The sequence below is a fragment of the Amycolatopsis sp. NPDC088138 genome (genome assembly GCF_044741685.1).
GTDB lineage: Bacteria > Actinomycetota > Actinomycetes > Mycobacteriales > Pseudonocardiaceae > Amycolatopsis.
In genome coordinates this window covers 480,934-498,802 of the sequence record NZ_JBIUTB010000007.1, presented here as the reverse complement: position 1 = coordinate 498,802, position 17,869 = coordinate 480,934, and the positions used below count along the sequence as shown (strand labels likewise).

Here is a 17,869-nt window from a genome sequence, read left to right as displayed (position 1 = left end):
GTAGCGCCCACCCCTTGCCTGGCCGAAATCAGATCAGCTGACGGTGACGGTGTTGAAACGCTCGTCGGTGAGCGGGCTCGCCACCAGACCCTTGACCTTCGGGCCGACCACGATGGCCGGGGTCGGGTACGCGATCGGGATCGCGGGCAGGAAGTCCATGATCTGCTTGTTGACTTCCTGGTACGCCTTGGCGTGGGCGTCACCGGCGGGCGAAGCGTCCGCCGCGCTCAGGGCCGAGAACAGCTGCGCGTTGTCGAAGCCGAACTCCTTCTTCGCGCGGCCGAAGAACGTGCCCACGAAGTTGCCGGCGTCGTTGTAGTCACCGGTCCAGCCGAGCAGGTGGAGGTCCTGCTTGCCGGCCTTCTGGACGTCGTCCTTGTAACCACCGTTCCACGGCTCGGCGTGGGTCTCGATCTTGATGCCGATGTTCTTCAGGTCCTCGGAGATCGCCGTGAACGTGTCCGCCGGGTTCGGCATGTACGGCCGGGTGACCTCGGTCGGGTAGTAGAACTTCAGCGTCAGGTCCGTCGCCCCGGCCGCCTGCAGCAGCTGCTTGGCCTTCTCCGGGTCGTACGGGTACTTGGTGACGTCGTCGGTGTAACCCGAGATGACCTTCGGGACGAACTCGGTCGCGACCTCGGAACCCTCGGCCAGCTTCGACTTCACGAACTGCTCGCGGTTGACGCCGTAGGCCAGCGCCTGCCGGACGCGCACGTCCTTGAGCTTCGGGTTGTTGGCCTGGTTGATGCCCAGGTACAGCACGTTGAACGACGGGCGGATGAGGACCTGCTCACCGTCGTTGCGCAGCAGGCCGTAGTCGGCCGGGTTCGGGTAGTCGTAGCCGTTGATGTCGCCGGCCTTGAGCGCCTGCTTGCGGGCGTTCTCGTCCGGGATCACCTTGAAGATCAGCTTGTCGAGCTTCGGCGGCGTGGGGCTGCTGTCGTTCTTGACCAGCGTGATCTCACCCTTGGCCTGGTCCCAGCTCTCGAACTTGAACGGGCCGGTGCCGACCGGGAACTTGTTCGCGTATTCGCTGTAGGTGAACGAGTCGCCGCTCTGGGTGACCGTGTCGGCGTTGTGCGCCTTGAGCGCGGTCGGGCTCTGGATGGCGAACGACGGCAGCGTGAACGCCGACGGGAACGCGCCCTTGGCCTTGTTCAGGTTCAGGACCGCGGTCGCCGGGTCCTTGGCCTCGCAGCTCTTGTAGACCGGCTCGCCGGTCGCGTCGCCCTCGTTCTTGGCGAAGCCCTCGAAGACGTCGCCGTAGTAGATCATCTGGCTCTGGGCGGCGGCGCCCTTCATGTTGTACCAGCGGTCGAAGTTCGCGCAGACCGCCGTGGCGTCCATCGGGGTGCCGTCGGAGAACTTGACGCCCGACTTCAGGCTGAACGTCCAGGTCTTGCCCTCGTTGCTCGACTCCCACTTCTCGGCGAGAGACGGTTCGAGGTCGGCCGTGCCCGGCTTGTTCTGGATCAGCGTGTCGTAGATCTGACGCGTGATCCGGAAGGTCTCGCCTTCGTCGTTGAACGCCGGGTCGAACATCTTCGGGTTTCCGGCGGCACCGAAGATCATGGTGCCTCCGGTCCCACCTCCAGCGCCCTCGTCACGCTTCGAATCCGCACAAGCGGACAGCGAAACCGCGAGCGCGCCGGCGAGCCCGATCAGGGCCACGCGGCGTGTTCGGGTCAGCCGCAATTGCTGCATCTGGCACCCCTTGGGAGATGTTCGGGTTTTAAGTCACCGTCCGGTCGGTCAGGAACACGCCGGACGATCGGTGTGCTCGCCGACACTAGCGGGAACTCGGCTCGCACTTAAGCACGTGAGGTTACGATCGCGCTACGTGGGCGACGATTTGACCGCAATGTGTCCGTAAATCACGACAGAATGTGACCATTTGTGGCCTCTGGATGCGCCGGGTGCCGGATCCATGACTCAGATGGCGGTACCGCCGTTAGACCACCCGTGGTGACTGGTTCGGGCTCACTAGATCGATCCGGACCCCCTCGGCCACGCTGAGTGACCGATCCGTTCCCTACGAAAGTCGGGTCCCGGCGGCCTCGGGGGTGCCGTCGACGGCGAACCAGCCGCGCTCGAACCGTTGCCAGCGGCCCAGTTCCGCCCTCGAGGCCTCACCGTCACGGGACACGGACCGGGCCAGCCGCTCGGCCTCCGTACCGCCGGAGATCCAGCACAGGCGGGAAAGCAGGGGCCGGACCGAAGCCCGGCCGCTCGAAACACCCTCCAACACCAGGACGTCCGGCTTTGTCACTCGGACGAGTTCCCCCGGCTGCGGGACCCCGGTGGACCAGTCCATCCGCCGGTACGCGCCGTCGACGCCGTCCGCGAGGGGCTTCAGGACGCCTTCGACGAGCCGCGGCCACCACCCGACGGGGTCGTCCCACGTCGCGAAGGCGTCGGTGCTCACGAGGGCCGTGCGACAGCCGCGGGACCGCAGTCCGGCGACCACTTCCGAGGCCAGGGTGGACTTCCCGGCCCCCGACGGGCCGTCGACGGCCAAGAGCCGGACCCCGCCGAGCCGCGCGGGCGCGGCGAGCAGCGCTTCGATCAAGCCGTCACTTGCTGACGCGCTCGACCTCGGGCAGTCCTTTGACGTCGTCCGGGGCCGCCGTCTTCGCTTCCAGGTCGGCGATGCGGCGCGCCAGCTCGCGCTTGGCGTCTTCCAGTTCGCAGCGCAGCAACGCGGTCTCCTCGACCGAGGTGCGCACTTCTTCCTCGAGGTGACCGACCTCGGTGGACAGGTGCAGCGACACCAGTGCCAGCACGACGCCGGCGAGGAGGAAGACGAAGTTCGACGGCGTCTGGACGCCGGTGTGCTTGGCGAGGAACTCGGCCGCCTGCGGCAGCACCGCGAGGACGACGACGCCGACGGCGACGACCAGCCACACGCCCGCGTACTTCTCCCGCAGCTTGCGCCGCCGCATCATCTCGATGACCACGAACAGCACGACGCAGGCGACGACGATGCTGAGGATGCGCCAACCGGCCATTTCCAGTTCCCCTTTACGCCGAATCCGAGGAGTCCACCGCGGGACGGCGGCGTACCAGGGCCAGCAGCAGCGCGAGACCGGCCCGGCCCAGGTAGATGGCCGACTTGACGGGCGAGTGGCTGGGCGTGCCACCCGCGCGCTCGCGCATGACGACCGGGATCTCCTTGATCGTCATCTTGGCCCGGATGGCCATGACCAGGGACTCCACCGTGTCGCCGAGGTACTCGGCCGGGTAGTAGCCGGCGAACAGCCGGATCGCGCGCGGCCCCATCGCCTTGAACCCCGACGTGACGTCGGTGAGCTTGGTCTTCGCGAGCCGCGAGAACACGAGCGAAAGGGCGACCATCGCGTACTTGCGCGGCCCGCTGGCCTTGTAGGCGCCCTTGCCGGCGAACCGGGAGCCGATCACGATGTCGGCGTCGTCCAGGCCGCGCAGCAGCGCGTCGAGCTCGTCCGGGTCGTGCTGACCGTCCGCGTCCACCTGCACGACGACGTCGTACCCGCGGGCGGCGGCGTAGCGGAAGCCGGTGCGCATGGCGCCGCCGACCCCCAGGTTCACCGCGAGGCGGGCGACCTCGGCCCCGGCCGCACGGGCCAGGCGGGCGGTGTCGTCGACCGAGCCGTCGTCGACGACCAGCAGGTCACCGTCCGGCAGAGCGCGTTTCACCTGCTCGATGACGGACGCGACACTCGCCTGCTCGTTCAGCGCGGGCATCACGATCAGCACCCGGCGGCTGGTCACGGAGGTCACAGACACGCGATCACTTTAGCCTTTCACCCACCGTTGACGGCCGTGGACCCGGTCGAGGCACCGGCGGAGAGGACACCCTGCTGTCCCTCGATCTCGTACACCTGGGCTCCCGGATTGTTGAAGACCAGCTTGAAACCGGTACCGGCGTCCAGGTGGTCGAGGCCGACGCCGCGGTCCGTCGTCGTGGTGACCTTGCCCTTGCCGAGGAAGACGTACCGGACCTTGAGGTCGGTGAGCATCTTGCGCACGGCCGGGTACTTGTCGATGTCGTTGAGGTACACGCTGAGGTACCCGGCCGGGGTGTCGTAGTCGGCGCCGTAGAAGGTCCACTCGACCGGCTGGATGCCGTTGAGCGCGTACATCCACACCGAGCCGTCGGACTTGTCGTTCATCACGTGCTCGCCCGGTGCCACGCGCGCCGCGAGCCACGTGAAGGCCTCGCGCTCGTCGTTGCTCACGGTCGGGCCGCCGCTGTAGTTGAGCTGGAGCCGGGCGGCGTTGCGGCCGATGTACCCGCCGCGGCTGAGGCCGCCGACCACCAGGGCCAGCAGCACCACGCCCACGGTGGTGAGCGCGACCGGGCTGAGCTTCGGCGCCCGGCCCGCGAACTTGCGCGCGAACCAGCGGGCCGCGGTGTCGGCGAACTCGCCGAAGGCGACCGCGCCGGCCAGCGGGACCAGCGCGCCGATCCGCCAGTGGTCGTTGTAGAAGATGCCGGTGAGGGTGTGGATGAGCGGCGACTCCATCGACACCGTGGCCGCGAAGAGCCCGCCGAGCACGACGTAGGCCGCGACCATCCACAGCATCCGGCGGTGCTTGACCAGCAGGCAGATCCCGACGAACGCGGGCACGCCGATCCACCACTGCGGGAACGGGGCCATCGGCGAGAACGTGATGGTCTCGCCCAGCCCGCCGCTGACGGTCGCGTCCGAGGCCCAGAACGCGCTCGTCACACCACCCGCGTTGTACAGCGAAGGCAGCGCCAGCGGCAGGCCGCAGACGACGGCCAGCCCGATCGAGGCCACCAGCGAGGGCGCCGACCGGCGCCAGTCGATCCGCTCGAACCGGAACAGCACGGCGAGCAGGATCAGCAGGAAGTAGACGACGACCACGAACGCGACGCTGGTGTGCAGCCCGATCAGCCCGGCGACGCCGATGCCGATCGCGACGGGCCCGGCGATCCCCCGCGGCTCCAGCAGCAGGCGGGCCAGCGCGAGCGCGGCCGGGATCATGGCCACGCCGGCCACGTAGGGCCAGAGCGGGCCGCGCCACAGCGAGTCGTACGGGAAGTTCGTGAACGACACCGAGACGGCGGCGGCCGCGGCCACGGCCAGCGGCGGCATCCGCCACACGTGGCACATCGCCGCGACGCCGATCGGGACGCACAGGATCACCGTGAGCGCCGCCATGTTGAGCGTCGGCATCATCGCCAGCCCGGCCTTGTCGAAGACCAGCGCGAGCAGGGCGTGGTAGGTGTCCGGGTAGAAGTAGTCGGTCTGGTTCGGCAGGTTCGCGATGGTGCCGACGGTCGAGGGCCGGGCGTCGCCGTGCTCGGCGATCCAGCGCACCAGGTTGGCGTGGAACGGCGCGTCCCAGCCCTGCTGGACCTGGTTGAGGCCGCGGGCGCCGCGCAGGAACGTCACGATGCCGATCACGGAGCCGACGAAGACGCCGGCGCCCATCAGCAGGTGTTCCCGGGTCGTCCGGCGGGGGCGCGCGACGTCGGCGTCCCGCTCGGCCCAGTCCGGGTGCCGGCGCGCGGTGAAGCGCCGCACGGCGAAGGCCAGGCCGAAGCCGGCCGCGGACAGCACCAGCGTCCACAGCGCGACGTCGAGGATGTTCCAGCGAATCCCCAGGCCACCGAGAACCGGTACGCCCAGGCTGACGACGCCGAAGGTCAGCAGCGGCGCGGCGGCGGCCAGCAGCCACCCGCGCAGCCGGATCGCCGTACCCAGGACAAGACCCGGTAGCCAGAAGGCGAGCACGACCAGTAATACGTTCATGGTTTTACGCTGTCCAACCTCACCGGCGCTTCACGCCGATCCGTCCCGGTGGTCCGACCCCGGGTCACCCTACTGGGACGTCCGAAGCGGCTTGCAAGTTGCCCGGGCGCCGCAACACGAACACCAATACGACGGCCAGCCCCAGCGTGGGACCGGCGGCCAGGCCGGAGACGGCCCGGAGGATCGGGTCACCCGGCACCACCAGCAGCGTCACCGCCGTCGCGACCGCGACCACGGCCCAGGTGACCAGCACCTTGTTCGCCTGCTTGCGGGCCACGAGCACCGCCGTCATCAGCTGCAGCGCCGTGAGCACCACCGCGCCCCAGACCATCCAGGCGACCCACCAGCCCTGTGCGACGAACTTGGCGCCGTAGAGCAGCTGGACCAGCCACGGCCCGATGAGCAGGCCCACCACGGCGCCGACGACGCCGAGAACGACAGTGCCGACCGCGCCCAGCGCCAGCAGGCGGCGGAGGCGGTGCATGCCCTCGGCCGTGCCGGACAGCCGGACGACCGTCGGGACGGCGAGCGCCTGCAGCGGCGAAAGCAGCAGCAGCGGCACCCGGGACACCGTGAGCGTCGCGAAGAGCACGCCGACGTCGGCGTCGGACCCGCCCGGCGCGAGCAGGCTCACCATCGCCGGGTAGCCGGTGATGACGCTGGCGGTCAGGCCCGCGCCGGCCATCAGGACCAGGATCCGGGCGGTGACCGGCCGCCAGCCCTCGCCCTCCTGGCCCGGGTCGACGAGCCCGGAGACCGGCCGGACGAACAGCAGCCAGGCGAACGAGCCGGCCGCCGCCGCGATCGCGAACGACGTCAGGCCGGTGAGCCCGGCGGCGACGATCCCGAACAGCACCAGCACGCGCACGGCCGCCTCGGCGACGACCAGCCAGGAGTACGGGCGGATCCGCTGCTGCCCGACGAGCAGGCCGCGGGCGGCGAACTGGCAGGCGAACGAGACCGCGCCGCACAGCACGATCACGCCGAGCGCGGTGTTGCCGGCGTAAAGGCGGTCCGAAAGCACGGGCACGGTGAGCGTGACGACGGCGACGACGGCCACCGTCACCGCGCCGACGGTCAGCGCCCGCAGCGCCGGACGGCCGGCGCGCTCACCCTCGAGCGCGGCCACGGCGGACTGGCGGGACAGCTCCTGCTCCAGCGGCGAAAGCGCGCTGCCGAGGCCCATCAGGATGCCCCAGAACGAGAGGAAGACCTTGCTGTTCTCCGGCCCGAGCCAGCGGGTCGCGAGCAGCGTCAGTACGTACCCGAGCCCGATCGCGACGAGCAGCGAGATGCCGATCTTCCCGGCCGAGCGGCCGGTCTCCTTGGCGAGCTCGCGATCGCCGGTCACCGGGCTGCTCATCGCCGGTTGCGGCGGGCGCGCAGGGCCATCACGAGACCGCGGACGGCGCCCGCGCCGAACCCGGCGCCGAACACCGGCGCGAGCTTGGCCACGGCCTTGGCTTCGGCGTTCGTGGCCCCGAACCGGGTCACGGCGACCCCGGCCGCGGCCGACCCGGCGGCGGCGAGCGCCACCGCCGTCTTCGGGCGCCGCAGCGCCACGCCGAGGCCGAGCAGGCCGACGCCGAACGCGGCGAACAGGCCGTTGCGCGCGGGGCCGGGTGAGCCGAGGTAGGAGTCCACGAAGGTCGTCCCGCGGAAGTACGACTGGGCGAAGAACTTCTTGAAGCTGTCGCGCCCGTGGTAGGTCGCGGAGAACTCCGGGGCGAGGAAGATGCGGTGGCGCTCGGCGATCCAGCGCAGCACGCCGGTGTCGTCACTGGCGAAGCGGACGTCGTCGAAGAGCGAGACGAACGCGTCCGAGGCCGCTTCGAGAACCCCGCGCGGTGCGGAAAAGAAGCCGGTGCCCTTCGGGAACAGGTCGAACTGGTCGATGCCGAAGGACATCAGGCGCGGATCCGCGCAGTAGCGGCGCCAGGGGATCTTGACCAGCCCGGCCATGAACCCGGCGTACGGGTTGTTTTCCGAGGCGACGTTGACGTGGCCGTTCCAGACCGTGCGCTCCGGGTGGTCGACCAGCTGGTCGCGCAGGAACGTCAGGGAACCGGTGTCGACGACCACGCGGCTGTCGAGGAGCAGGATCTGCTCTCCCGAAGCCTTGGCGATGCCCGCCCGCCGGGCCTCGAACCGGCCGCTGTTGGCCTGGCTGAGCACGGTGACGCCCCGGCGTTCGCGCAGCTCGTCGAGCCGCGACGGCGTGGCGTCCGTGCTGCCGTCGTCGACGACGACGACCTCGATCGGCCAGTTCGCCTCTTCGGCCGAGGCGAGCAGCGCGCCGACACTGCGTTCGATCCAGTCCTGCTCGTTGTAGACCGGGATCACGACGCTGAGCGAGGGGAGGAGCGGGTTCGCACTCACCGGGCCGAGGCTACCCGGCGGTCCCGGCGGCGGGTCGGCCAGTATCCTTGCGCAACCGCACCCGACCAGAAATGGGCCTTCACGGTGATTTCCTTCATTCTCGGCACCACCGCGGAACTGATCAAGATCGCGCCCGTCTACCACGGGATCCGCGAGCGCGGGATGCGGCCGAAGATCTGGTTCACCGCGCAGCACGTCGACGAGGTGGCCGACGTACTGGCCGACCTGGACATGCCGGCGCCCGACGTCTGGCTGGTGCCGGAGGAGAAGGCGCACAACCTCGAGTCGCCGTCGCAGGTGCCGGGCTGGGCCGCGCAGGTCATGCGCACCGCCTGGAGCCGCCGTCACGAGCTGCGCGCCGCCCTCACCGAGGACGGCCGGCCGCCGCTGGTGCTGGTGCACGGCGACACGTTCACCACGCCGTACGGCGCGCTGATCGGGAAGCGGATCCTGAAGTCGCGGGTGGGCCACGTCGAGGCGGGCGCGCGGTCGGGCAGCATCCTGTCGCCGCTGCCCGAGGAGCTGAACCGCAAGATCGCGGCGAAGATCGTCGACATGCACTTCGCGCCGAGCATCCGCGAGGTGAACAACCTGCGCAACGCCCGCGGCGTCGTCGTCGACACCGAGGCGAACACCGCGATCGACGCGATGCGCCTGGCCATCAACCAGCCGCTGGACGTGCCGAACCTGCCGGAGAAGTTCGGCCTGGCCACGCTGCACCGCTTCGAGCTGGTCTCGCGCGCGGACAAGTACCGCGAGGTGCTGGAGATCCTGCGCGAGCAGAGCCGCAAGATGCCGATCCTCTACATGGCCGGCGCGCCCGAGCGCGAGAAGATCCGCTCGCTGGGCCTGGACAACCTGTTCGACGACAAGTTCATCGCGCAGCCGAAGATGCGGTACCTGAAGTTCCTGCCGCTGGTCGCGCGCGCCGAGTACGTCGTCACCGACTCGGGTGGTCTCTCGGCGGAGTGCTACTACCTCGGCCTGCCGTGCGCGGTGCACCGCGAGCGCACCGAGACGCCGCAGCACCTCGGCGAGACCGTCGTGCTCACCGAAATGCGCGGCGACAAGCTGCAGAACTTCCTCGACACGTACCAGAACCGCCGCGGTGAGTCCTGGATGGACAAGTACCACCCGTCCGAGATCATCGTGGACTCCCTGGCGCAGCTCGGCTACTGCTGACACGCTCGATGGAGTGACGCGGGTCGCCGCGGCCGCGGGGATCGGGCAGCTTTGCCGCCATGATCCACTTCGGACTCGCGGCGGCCCTGCTGCTCGTCCCGCCGATCGACCAGCCCTCGGTCCGCGCGGACGCGCTCAGCGCGGGCTACCAGCAGGCGTACGTCGACGCGGCGGGCCCGATCGCCCTGCGGATCCGCGCCGCGTACGAAATCCCGGCGTCGGTCACGGTGGCGCAGTCGATCCTGGAGTCGAACTGGGGCCGCAGCAGGCTGTCGACGGCCGAGCTGAACTACTTCGGCTTCAAGTGCGTCCGGCCGACGAGCCCGGGCCCCATCGCTCTGCGGTGCGCGCGCTACCAGACCTCGGAATGCGTTCCGTCGCCGTGCCACCCGGTGGATGCGTTTTTCCGCTCGTACGCCTCGGTTGACGACTCGTTCCGTGATTACGGCCGCCTGCTGACGACGTCGCCGAACTACGCGGCGGCGCTGCCGGTGCGCACCGACCCCGACGCGTTCATCCGGGCGGTGGCGCGGAAGTACGCCACCGACCCGGAGTACGCGAACAAGGTGATCAGGCTGATGGACCTGTACGACCTGCGCCGCTTCGACCGGTGAGCTTCCCGATGGCCGGGTCGAAGTTCCGGCCGGTCAGGTCGGCGAACTTCTCGAAGAATCCGAGTCCGCCGGCCGCGAGCGCGGAAAGCAGTCTTTCCTCACCGGTGACGGCGGTCTCGCGGTACGCCCCGCCGGCCACGGTGACCCGGATGAGCCCCGGCGGCACCGGCTCGAGCGTGATGGTCGCCGGCTGATCGGGGAACCTCACCTCGGCGCGCCCTTCGCCGCGGTACCCGGCCACGAGATCGGCCACGGAGAGCCACAGCAGCTCGATGTCCGACTCCCAGTTCCGGCCCAGGAGGGCGACCTGGCCGACGGTCAGCTCGATCGCGCCGGTCAGGTCGTCGGCGTAGCGCACCTTGGGCAGCTCGGTGCAATCCACGACATCGACGAACTCCTGCCCTTTCCGCCGATCGAAATCGACGGAAAGGAGCGTCCGGACCGGTTCGACCGGCAGGCCGTCAAAGGACACGGCGGCCCGAGAGCGCGCGGCCCAGGGTCAGCTCGTCCGCGAACTCCAGGTCACCGCCCATCGGGAGACCCGACGCCAGCCTCGTCACGCTCAAGCCCGGGAAGTCGCGCAGCATCCGCACGAGGTACGTCGCCGTCGCTTCGCCCTCGGTGTTGGGGTCCGTCGCGATGATGATCTCGCTGATGTCCGCCTCGCCGATGCGCTTGAGCAGCTCGCGCATCCGCAGCTGCTCCGGCCCGATCCCGGACAACGGGTCGAGCGCGCCGCCCAGCACGTGGTAGCGGCCCTTGAACTCACGCGTGCGCTCGACCGCCAGGACGTCCTTCGGCTCCTCGACGACGCAGATGACCGTGAGGTCGCGGCGCTCGTCGCGGCAGATGCGGCACTTCTGCTGCTCGGAGACGTTGCCGCAGACCTCGCAGAACTGCACGCCCTCCTTGACCTTGCCGAGCACGTCCTGCAGCCGCCCGATGTCGGCCGGGTCGGTGGCCAGCAGGTGGAACGCGATCCGCTGGGCGCTCTTCGGCCCGACCCCGGGCAGCCGCCCGAGCTCGTCGATCAGGTCCTGGACGACACCTTCGTACAAGTTCGTCAGCCGCCGAAGCCGAGGGCGCCGAGGTCCGGCATGCCGCCACCGCCGCCGAGGCCGCTGGCCAGCGGGCCGAGCTTCTGCTCGGTGAGCTTCTGGGCGTTCGCCGACGCGTCGCGCACCGCGGCGACGACCAGGTCGGACAGCGTCTCGACGTCGTCCGGGTCGACGACCTTCGGGTCGATCTGGAGGCTCTTCAGCTGGCTGTCGCCGGACACGGTCGCGGTGACCAGCCCGCCGCCGGCACTGCCGCTGACCTCGGTGTTGGCGAGCTCCTCCTGGGCCTCGACGAGCTTCTGCTGCATCTGCTGGGCCTGCTGCATCAGCTGGGAGATGTCGAAACCGCCGCCGGGTTGCACCATGATCGCACTCGGTCCTCTCTGCACGCCTGTGTCACCACCAGGGTAGTCGCGCCACGGGCGGGCCCGGGGTGTGGCACCGTGGTCGCCGTGCGACGCGCGACTGCTCCCCTCCTGCTGGCCGGTGCCCTGCTGCTCACCGGCTGCGAAGAAGACGCCCCGGCAGCTCCCGCGCCCGCACCCGTCGTGACCCGGACGGTCACGCCGACCCCGGCGACCGTCACGCCTCCGGCGTCGTCGATCGCGCCTCCCGCACCGCCGTCTACGGCAGCCGCTCCGCCGGTCGCGGCCGGGAAGGTCGTCGTGCTGGACCCGGGGCACAACGGCGGCAACGGCTCGCACGCCGCGGAGATCAACCGGCTCGTGCCCGCGGGGCGCGGGCAGACCAAGCCGTGCAACACCACCGGGACGTCGACGAACGCCGGTTACCCCGAGCACGCGTTCACCTGGGACGTCGCCCAGCGGGTCGGGAACGCGCTGGCGGCCAAGGGGATCCGCGTCGTCTACACGCGACAGAACGACACCGGCGTCGGCCCGTGCGTCGACAAGCGGGCCTCGATCGGCAACGACGCGAACGCCGACGCCGTCGTCTCGATCCACGCCGACGGCTCGAACTCGCCCGGTGCGACCGGCTTCCACGTCGCCTACTCGGCCCCGCCGCTGAACGCGGCGCAGGGCGCGCCGTCGACGCGGCTGGCGCAAACGCTGCGCGACACCCTGCGCACGAGCGGCTTCAGCACGTCGAACTACATCGGCGGCAACGGCCTTTCGGCGCGCGCGGACCTCGGCGGCCTGAACCTCTCGACGCGGCCGATCGCGTTGGTCGAGTGCGGGAACATGCGCGACGCGGCCGAAGCGGCCCGGATGAGCAGCGCGGAAGGGCGCCTGCAGTTCGCGTCGTCGATCGCCGCGGCGATCGAGGCCTACCTGGCTTCCTGAGCCTCCACGACGGCTTCGCCGTGCAGCGTCGCCCATTTGGTGAGGACGCTGATCGGCTCGACGAGCGTCTGCCCGAGGTCCGTCAGCCGGTATTCGACGCGTGGTGGCGCTTCGGCGTAAACGCGGCGGTCGACCAGGCCGAAACCCTGGAGCTTCCGCAGCGTCTGGGTCAGCATCTTGCGGGAGATGCCACCGATGAGGTCGACGAGCTCACCGTGCCGCCGCGGGCCGCGGCTGAGCGCGAACACCACCACGACGGCCCACTTGTCGGCGATGATCTCGATCGCCAGCCGGGCCGGGCAGTCGGCCAGGAAGACGTCGCCGGAGAAGTCACCCATGGGAACCAAGGTACCCAGCGGTACCCGTCGGATTCCTAACCTCGAGGTCATGGAACTTCCCGAAAGCGCGCACCGGCTCTTCGAGCGGCCCTTCAACGCCGTGCTGACCACGATCAACCCGGACGGCTCGCCCCAGACGTCGATGGTCTGGGCCAGCCGCGAGGGCGACGAGATCGTGATGGGCATGGAAGGCCGCCGTCCCAAGGTGCGCAACATCCGCAACGACCCGCGCGTGACGGTCCTGATCGAGGACCACGACGGCCACGATGCTCGCGGGCTGCCGCAGTACCTGCTGGTCCGCGGCACGGCGTCGATCGTCGGCCCGGACATCGCCGACGAGTTCACGGCCCTGATGGACCGCCAGGCCCAGCGCTACCTGGGCGTGCCGAAGTACCTGCTGGGCAACCAGAACTCGCCGACCGCGGTGATCGTCCGCGTCAAGGCGGACCGCGTCACCGGCATCGGCCCCTGGGCCTCCTGACCGCCGCCGTCCGAAAGCCGTGAATGGCCCATTGAGGGACTTGAAGTCCCTCAATGGGCCATTCACGGACTTGGGTCAGTCCAGGGGGCGGGCGCCGAGGTGGTCCGAGATCAGCCTGCGGGCCAGCTCGTCCGGGTCCTGGTCCGGCGGCGGCGGGGGTGGTGGCGGGGCCGGGCTGGCGTCCTCGTTGTAGAGGTCCTCGTCGTCCTCGCCGGAGGGTTCCGGGGGCAGCGGGATGTCCGGCTCGGTCGTCGTGACCTTCGGGCGCGCCGGCTGGGCCAGTGCCGCGGGGGCGGGCCGGGTGGGAGCTGCCGGCGCCGCGGGCGCCGCGGGGGTGGCCGCCGACTGGCGGGTGAACGACTGCTTCGGCGCGGGTGCCGCCTGCTGCGCGCGGGCCGCGGGGGCCGACGCCGGGGCGTTGCCGTGGACGCAGCGGACCTGCCACTCACCACCGAGGACGTCGGTCAGGGCGCCGGCGATCTTGCGGGCGTTGTCCTGGTCGGACAGCCGGCGGGCCAGCGGCTCGGACTTGTGGGTCAGCGTCAGCGAGTTGCCCTCGACGGTCGCCACCGTCGCCTGCGTGAGCATCGCCTCGAGGCTGCGGCCGCCGGTGAACTTGCGCAACGACGTCATCAGCTGCGGCCAGATGTTCCGGATCCCGGCGGCGTCCAGCGCACCGGACGGCTCGGGCGCGGCCGCGGCGGCCGCCGGCTCGGGCTCGGCGACCGGGGCGGGTGGGTTCCCGCCCGGGGCCCGCGTGGCACCCCAGCCGCTGTTGTCGGTCGCGGCGGCGGGCGCCTGTGCGGGTGGCTCACCGCCCGGCGTGCGAGGGGTGCTCCAGCCGCCGTCCGCGGGCGCGGGCGCCGGTTCGGCGGCCGGCGCGGGAGCGGGACGAGCCGGCGGGGCCGGTTCGGCCGCGGGCGGCTCCGGCACCGCCACGGGCGCCGGTCCCGCCGACGCCGGACGCTGCGAAGGCCGCGAGAACTCCTTCTCCGGCGCCGCGCGCACCGGCGGCTCGACGCCGCCTTCGGCGGGCGCGCCGCCGCCACCGGCGACCGTCGCGCGGCGTTCCAGCCGCTCGATCCGGGCCAGCAGCGCCTTTTCCGCCTCGGTGACCGACGGCAGCAGCATCCGCGCGCACAGCAGCTCGAGCACGAGCCGGGGCGACGTCGCGCCGCGCATCTCCAGAAGTCCATTGTGGACGATGTCGGCGTAGCGCGAGAGCGTGCCGAGGCCGAGGCGTTCGGCCTGGCCGACCATCCGCGACAGTTCCTCTTCGGGCGCGGAAACGAGCCCGCCGGCGGACTCCGGCACCGCACGCAGCAGCACCAGGTCGCGCAGCCGGTCGAGCAGGTCGGTCGCGAACCGGCGCGGGTCGTGCCCGGCCTCCGTGACCTTCTCGACCGTGCCGAACACCGTGCCGGCGTCGTCGGTCGAGAGCGCGTCGACCATGTCGTCGATCAGCGCGACGTCGGTGACGCCCAGCAGCGCCACCGCGCGGCTGTAGCTGACGCCGTCGGGCCCGGCGCCGGCGAGCAGCTGGTCGAGCACGGACTGCGTGTCACGTGCCGAACCGCCGCCGGCCCGGATGACCAGCGGGTACACCGCCGGCTCGACCTCGACGCCCTCGGAGGCGACGTTGCTTTCCAGCAGCGTGCGCATCGCGCCCGGCGGGATCAGCCGGAAGGGGTAGTGGTGCGTCCGCGAGCGGATGGTGGTGAGCACCTTGTCCGGCTCGGTGGTCGCGAAGATGAAGATGACGTGCTCGGGCGGCTCTTCAACGATCTTCAGCAGGGCGTTGAAGCCCTGCGTGGTGACCATGTGCGCCTCGTCGATGATGAACACGCGGTAGCGCGACTCCGCGGGCGCGTAGAACGCCTTGTCACGCAGCTCACGGGCGTCGTCGACACCACCGTGGCTGGCCGCGTCGAGCTCCGTGACGTCGACGCTGCCCGAGCCCTCCGGCGCGAGCGCCTTGCACGAGTTGCATTCGCCGCACGGGTCCGGTGTCGGCCCCTTCACGCAGTTCAGCGAGCGCGCCATGATGCGGGCGCTCGACGTCTTCCCGCAGCCGCGCGGGCCGGAGAAGAGGTAGGCGTGGTTGATCCGCCCGGCGGCCAACGCCGTGCGGAGGGGTTCGGTCACATGCTCCTGCCCGACGACCTCGGCGAAGGTTGCCGGACGGTACTTGCGGTACAGCGCGAGAGCCACCTCGCGAGGGTACCGGGCACGTCCGACAACCTTCGCCGTGCGGGTCAGCGCAGGGCGTCCGCCTCGGCGACCAGGGCGTTCACCTTGGCGACGTGCTGGGCGGTGAAGGCGTCACGCGCCCGCGCCTTGCCCAGCTCGCCGTCGAGGTAGGCCTGCAGGCCCGAGTCCGGGCCGTCGAGCACACCCTGCGCGACGGCGTTGACCTCGGGACCGTTCGACAGCGTCTGGGCCACCTTCACCCGCACGTCGATCAGGCGCGCGGAGTACTGACCGTGCGCCAGGAACTCGCGGACGCCGGCGACGCCGCCGTCGAGCGCCCGCTGGGCCGCCGCCTGCACCGACGGGCCGCCTGCCGCCAGGATCTGGTTGACCTCGACGCGGTCGTCGGTGTCGCGGCCCGGGTAGTCCCCGGTGCGCAGCAGCGCGGCGACCCCGGCGTACGGGCCCGCGAGCGCGTCGCGGGCGGCCTGCCGCAGGCCCGGGCGGGCCTTCGGGTCGGCGGCGATCGCCGCGACGGCGGCGCGGTCGTCGGTCTCCTGCGCGGCGGCGAGCCCGCTGTGCACGAAGGTGACGACGTCGTCGTCCGAACCGCCGAGCGCGGCGCGAGCGGCGGCCTTGACCGCGGCACCTCCGTTGCGCAGCAGGTAGACCGACGCGCGACGGCCGTTGGGCACCGTCAGCGCCGGGTCGGCCGCGTCGGCCAGCAGCTTGTCGTTGCCGGTCTTGGCCTGCGCGGCCCGGGCCGCGGCTTCCTCGGCCTGCCGCCGCGCGGTCGCGTCGGCGTCGGCCGCGGCCTGCCCGTCCTGCTGGTTCTTGACCTGCTGGGCGGCGAGCCGGTCGGTGTTCGCTTTCCTAGCGTCCGACGCGAGCTTCGCGGCCTGGTCCGCCGCGACTCCGACGCCGGTGGCGTCGTGCCGGGCCGCGGCCGCCTTCGCGGCGTCGACCTGGGCCTGGATCGCGGTGACCTCGGTGTCGCCGGCCGCGGCGACCTGCTTCCAGACGGCCAGGAAGTACCGGACGTCGGCCGGGTCGCCGTCGAGGGCCGTCTGCGCGGCGGCCTGCACCCCCGGGCCGCCGGCCGCCATGGCCTGGTTGACCGCGATCCGGTCGTCGATGTCCTTCGCCTGCTGCAGGCCGTGGTCCAGGAAGGCGCGGACGTCGGCGGGCGTGCCGTCGAGCGCCCGCTGGGCGCGGGCGTTCACGGTCGGGCCGCCGGTGGTCATGGCCTGGCCGACGGCGATCCGGTCGTCGGCTTCCCGGGCCCGGGGCAGGCCGGTGGCGAGGAACTCGCGGACGTCGGCGATGGTGCCGTTGAGCGCCTGCTGGGCGGCGCGCTTGGTGGCGGGGCCGCCGGTCGACAGGGCCTGGGCGACCAGGACCCGGTCGTCGTCGTCCTTGGCCCGGTACTGGCCGGTGGTCAGGAAGGCGGTCAGGTCGGCGGGTGAGCCGAGCAACGCCGTTTCGGCGGCCTCCGCGACGCCGGGGCCGCCGGTCTCCAGCAGCGAGACGGCCTGGGCCCGGTCGGGCAGGACGTCCGCCGAAGCAGGCGTCGCGAGTACGCCGACGGCCAAGGCCGCGGCAACGAGAACTGCGTTCACACGCAAGGTGATCCCCCTCGGATCGGTGTTCGTTCCGCTCCCTTATCGCCGCCCCGGCAAGAATGTTTCCGACCGCCGCTAAGGTCGGGTTCCGTGAGCCGAACGCGCAAGCCCGCCCCGGTCCCGGGCCGTTACCCGGTGCGTTTCGGGACGGCGGAGCTGCACCGCGACCCCGACCGCGCCGACGCGTGGCTGGTGTCGGTTGGCGGGGTCGCGCAGTCGTACGTCGACCTCGACGACCCGGCCCACCTGGAGTTCGACTACGTCCGCCGCTTCGGCGACGTGGTGGACCTGCTGTACCCGGGCCCGCTGGACGCCCTCCACATCGGCGGCGCGGCGTGCACCCTGCCGCGCTACGTCGCGGCCAGGCGGCCGGGGTCCCGCCAACTGGTGTTCGACGCGGACGGTGAGCTGGTCGAGCTGGTCCGCACCCAGCTGGGCCTGCGCGTCCCGGGTTTGCGGGTGCGCGTGACGGACGGCCGCGAGGGCCTGGCGACCCGCCACGAGGACTCGGCGGACCTGGTGGTGGTGGACGCGTTCGAGCAGGCGGCGCTGGCGGGCGGCCTGGCCACGCTGGAGAGCCTGCGCACGATCGCGGCCGTCCTCCGCCCGAGTGGCACGTACCTGGCCAACATCACGGACGGCGCCGGACTCCCCTTCGCCCGCCGCTTCCTCGCCACCCTGCGCGAGGTGTTCCCGCAGGTGGTGCTGCTGGCCGACCCCGGCGTACTGCGCGGCAGGCGCTTCGGAAACCTGGTGTTCGCAGCCTCGGCAACGGCCCTGCCAACGGCGGACCTGGCGTCCCGAACGGCGTCGGCGGCCTTCCCGGCAAGGTGCGTGGCGGGCGCGGAGCTGGCGAAGCTGGCGGGAAAGGCCAAGCCGATCACGGACGAGGACGCACCCCCGGCCCCGAAACCCCCGGAAGACATCCTGGGCGTGTTCTAG

The 17,869-nt window shown here is 71.3% G+C and carries 18 protein-coding genes; 5 read left to right on the top strand and 13 right to left on the bottom strand.

Features of this window, described 5'->3' with window-relative positions; all coding sequences use genetic code 11:
- Positions 1–33: 33 nt before the first annotated feature.
- The 7 genes from ACIOD2_RS39005 to ACIOD2_RS38975 form a co-directional block, all read right to left on the bottom strand.
- Positions 34–1,572 carry an ABC transporter substrate-binding protein gene (locus tag ACIOD2_RS39005; RefSeq protein WP_400549908.1) on the bottom strand — a complete coding sequence of 513 codons (1,539 nt, stop codon included), beginning with the start codon at positions 1,570–1,572 and terminating at the stop codon, positions 34–36.
- Between the two features lie 460 nt (positions 1,573–2,032).
- On the bottom strand, positions 2,033–2,569 hold the full coding sequence (locus ACIOD2_RS39000; protein ID WP_400549906.1) for a uridine kinase: 537 nt from the start codon (positions 2,567–2,569) through the stop codon (positions 2,033–2,035).
- 4 nt (positions 2,570–2,573) lie between these two features.
- Entirely contained in the window at positions 2,574–3,008 is a 435-nt protein-coding gene (locus tag ACIOD2_RS38995; protein WP_400549904.1) for a DUF2304 domain-containing protein, read from the bottom strand.
- 13 nt (positions 3,009–3,021) lie between these two features.
- Complete coding sequence (locus ACIOD2_RS38990) at positions 3,022–3,723, bottom strand: glycosyltransferase family 2 protein (protein WP_400550654.1); 702 nt, start codon at positions 3,721–3,723, stop codon at positions 3,022–3,024.
- 59 nt (positions 3,724–3,782) lie between these two features.
- Entirely contained in the window at positions 3,783–5,762 is a 1,980-nt protein-coding gene (locus tag ACIOD2_RS38985; RefSeq protein WP_400549902.1) for a DUF6541 family protein, read from the bottom strand.
- 64 nt (positions 5,763–5,826) lie between these two features.
- Positions 5,827–7,113 (bottom strand): hypothetical protein, encoded by a 1,287-nt coding sequence (locus tag ACIOD2_RS38980; RefSeq protein ID WP_400549900.1) that lies wholly within the window; start codon positions 7,111–7,113, stop codon positions 5,827–5,829.
- Positions 7,114–7,121: 8 nt separating this feature from the next.
- Positions 7,122–8,141, bottom strand: a complete 1,020-nt coding sequence (locus ACIOD2_RS38975) for a glycosyltransferase family 2 protein (protein ID WP_400549898.1) — start codon at positions 8,139–8,141, stop codon at positions 7,122–7,124.
- 84 nt (positions 8,142–8,225) lie between these two features.
- On the opposite strand from ACIOD2_RS38975, the gene ACIOD2_RS38970 reads away from it, so the two are divergent.
- Both ACIOD2_RS38970 and ACIOD2_RS38965 read left to right on the top strand, forming a co-directional pair.
- Entirely contained in the window at positions 8,226–9,323 is a 1,098-nt protein-coding gene (locus ACIOD2_RS38970) for a UDP-N-acetyl glucosamine 2-epimerase (protein WP_400549896.1), read from the top strand.
- A 59-nt stretch (positions 9,324–9,382) separates the two neighbouring features.
- Positions 9,383–9,937: a glucosaminidase domain-containing protein gene (locus ACIOD2_RS38965; protein ID WP_400549894.1), complete on the top strand. Its 555-nt coding sequence runs from the start codon at positions 9,383–9,385 to the stop codon at positions 9,935–9,937.
- On the opposite strand, the gene ACIOD2_RS38960 is transcribed toward ACIOD2_RS38965, so the two are convergent.
- From ACIOD2_RS38960 to ACIOD2_RS38950, 3 genes are all read right to left on the bottom strand, one after another.
- Positions 9,894–10,319 (bottom strand): hypothetical protein, encoded by a 426-nt coding sequence (locus ACIOD2_RS38960; RefSeq protein WP_400549892.1) that lies wholly within the window; start codon positions 10,317–10,319, stop codon positions 9,894–9,896. The two genes, ACIOD2_RS38965 and ACIOD2_RS38960, sit on opposite strands and share 44 nt — an antisense overlap.
- A gap of 79 nt (positions 10,320–10,398) precedes the next feature.
- A complete protein-coding gene (recR, locus tag ACIOD2_RS38955) occupies positions 10,399–10,995 on the bottom strand; it encodes a recombination mediator RecR (protein ID WP_323324577.1) in 597 nt (198 codons plus the stop codon).
- Positions 10,996–11,000: 5 nt separating this feature from the next.
- On the bottom strand, positions 11,001–11,360 hold the full coding sequence (locus ACIOD2_RS38950) for a YbaB/EbfC family nucleoid-associated protein (RefSeq protein ID WP_392760440.1): 360 nt from the start codon (positions 11,358–11,360) through the stop codon (positions 11,001–11,003).
- A gap of 78 nt (positions 11,361–11,438) precedes the next feature.
- Between ACIOD2_RS38950 and ACIOD2_RS38945 the strand changes: the two genes are divergently transcribed.
- Positions 11,439–12,296: an N-acetylmuramoyl-L-alanine amidase gene (locus ACIOD2_RS38945; RefSeq protein WP_400549889.1), complete on the top strand. Its 858-nt coding sequence runs from the start codon at positions 11,439–11,441 to the stop codon at positions 12,294–12,296.
- On the opposite strand, the gene ACIOD2_RS38940 is transcribed toward ACIOD2_RS38945, so the two are convergent.
- Entirely contained in the window at positions 12,281–12,634 is a 354-nt protein-coding gene (locus tag ACIOD2_RS38940) for a winged helix-turn-helix transcriptional regulator (RefSeq protein WP_400549887.1), read from the bottom strand. The genes ACIOD2_RS38945 and ACIOD2_RS38940 overlap by 16 nt on opposite strands.
- A gap of 49 nt (positions 12,635–12,683) precedes the next feature.
- Between ACIOD2_RS38940 and ACIOD2_RS38935 the strand changes: the two genes are divergently transcribed.
- The gene (locus ACIOD2_RS38935; RefSeq protein WP_400549885.1) at positions 12,684–13,115 is read left to right on the top strand and encodes a TIGR03618 family F420-dependent PPOX class oxidoreductase; all 432 of its coding nucleotides are present in this window, start codon (positions 12,684–12,686) and stop codon (positions 13,113–13,115) included.
- 75 nt (positions 13,116–13,190) lie between these two features.
- On the opposite strand, the gene ACIOD2_RS38930 is transcribed toward ACIOD2_RS38935, so the two are convergent.
- Both ACIOD2_RS38930 and ACIOD2_RS38925 read right to left on the bottom strand, forming a co-directional pair.
- Positions 13,191–15,326, bottom strand: coding sequence for a DNA polymerase III subunit gamma and tau (locus tag ACIOD2_RS38930; protein WP_400549883.1), 2,136 nt, complete (start codon positions 15,324–15,326; stop codon positions 13,191–13,193).
- A gap of 44 nt (positions 15,327–15,370) precedes the next feature.
- Entirely contained in the window at positions 15,371–16,924 is a 1,554-nt protein-coding gene (locus tag ACIOD2_RS38925; protein ID WP_400549881.1) for an ALF repeat-containing protein, read from the bottom strand.
- A 93-nt stretch (positions 16,925–17,017) separates the two neighbouring features.
- On the opposite strand from ACIOD2_RS38925, the gene ACIOD2_RS38920 reads away from it, so the two are divergent.
- A complete protein-coding gene (locus tag ACIOD2_RS38920; RefSeq protein WP_400549879.1) occupies positions 17,018–17,869 on the top strand; it encodes a spermidine synthase in 852 nt (283 codons plus the stop codon).

Bases quoted from the DNA above. Each gene is read 5' to 3' on its own strand.
- ACIOD2_RS39005 (WP_400549908.1), bottom strand. From the start codon at position 1,572: ATGATCTTCGGTGCCGCCGGAAACCCGAAGATGTTCGACCCGGCGTTC.
- ACIOD2_RS38995 (WP_400549904.1), bottom strand. From the start codon at position 3,008: ATGGCCGGTTGGCGCATCCTCAGCATCGTCGTCGCCTGCGTCGTGCTG.
- ACIOD2_RS38990 (WP_400550654.1), bottom strand. From the start codon at position 3,723: ATGCCCGCGCTGAACGAGCAGGCGAGTGTCGCGTCCGTCATCGAGCAG.
- ACIOD2_RS38985 (WP_400549902.1), bottom strand. From the start codon at position 5,762: ATGAACGTATTACTGGTCGTGCTCGCCTTCTGGCTACCGGGTCTTGTC.
- ACIOD2_RS38965 (WP_400549894.1), top strand. From the start codon at position 9,383: ATGATCCACTTCGGACTCGCGGCGGCCCTGCTGCTCGTCCCGCCGATC.
- ACIOD2_RS38950 (WP_392760440.1), bottom strand. From the start codon at position 11,360: ATGGTGCAACCCGGCGGCGGTTTCGACATCTCCCAGCTGATGCAGCAG.
- ACIOD2_RS38940 (WP_400549887.1), bottom strand. From the start codon at position 12,634: ATGGGTGACTTCTCCGGCGACGTCTTCCTGGCCGACTGCCCGGCCCGG.
- ACIOD2_RS38935 (WP_400549885.1), top strand. From the start codon at position 12,684: ATGGAACTTCCCGAAAGCGCGCACCGGCTCTTCGAGCGGCCCTTCAAC.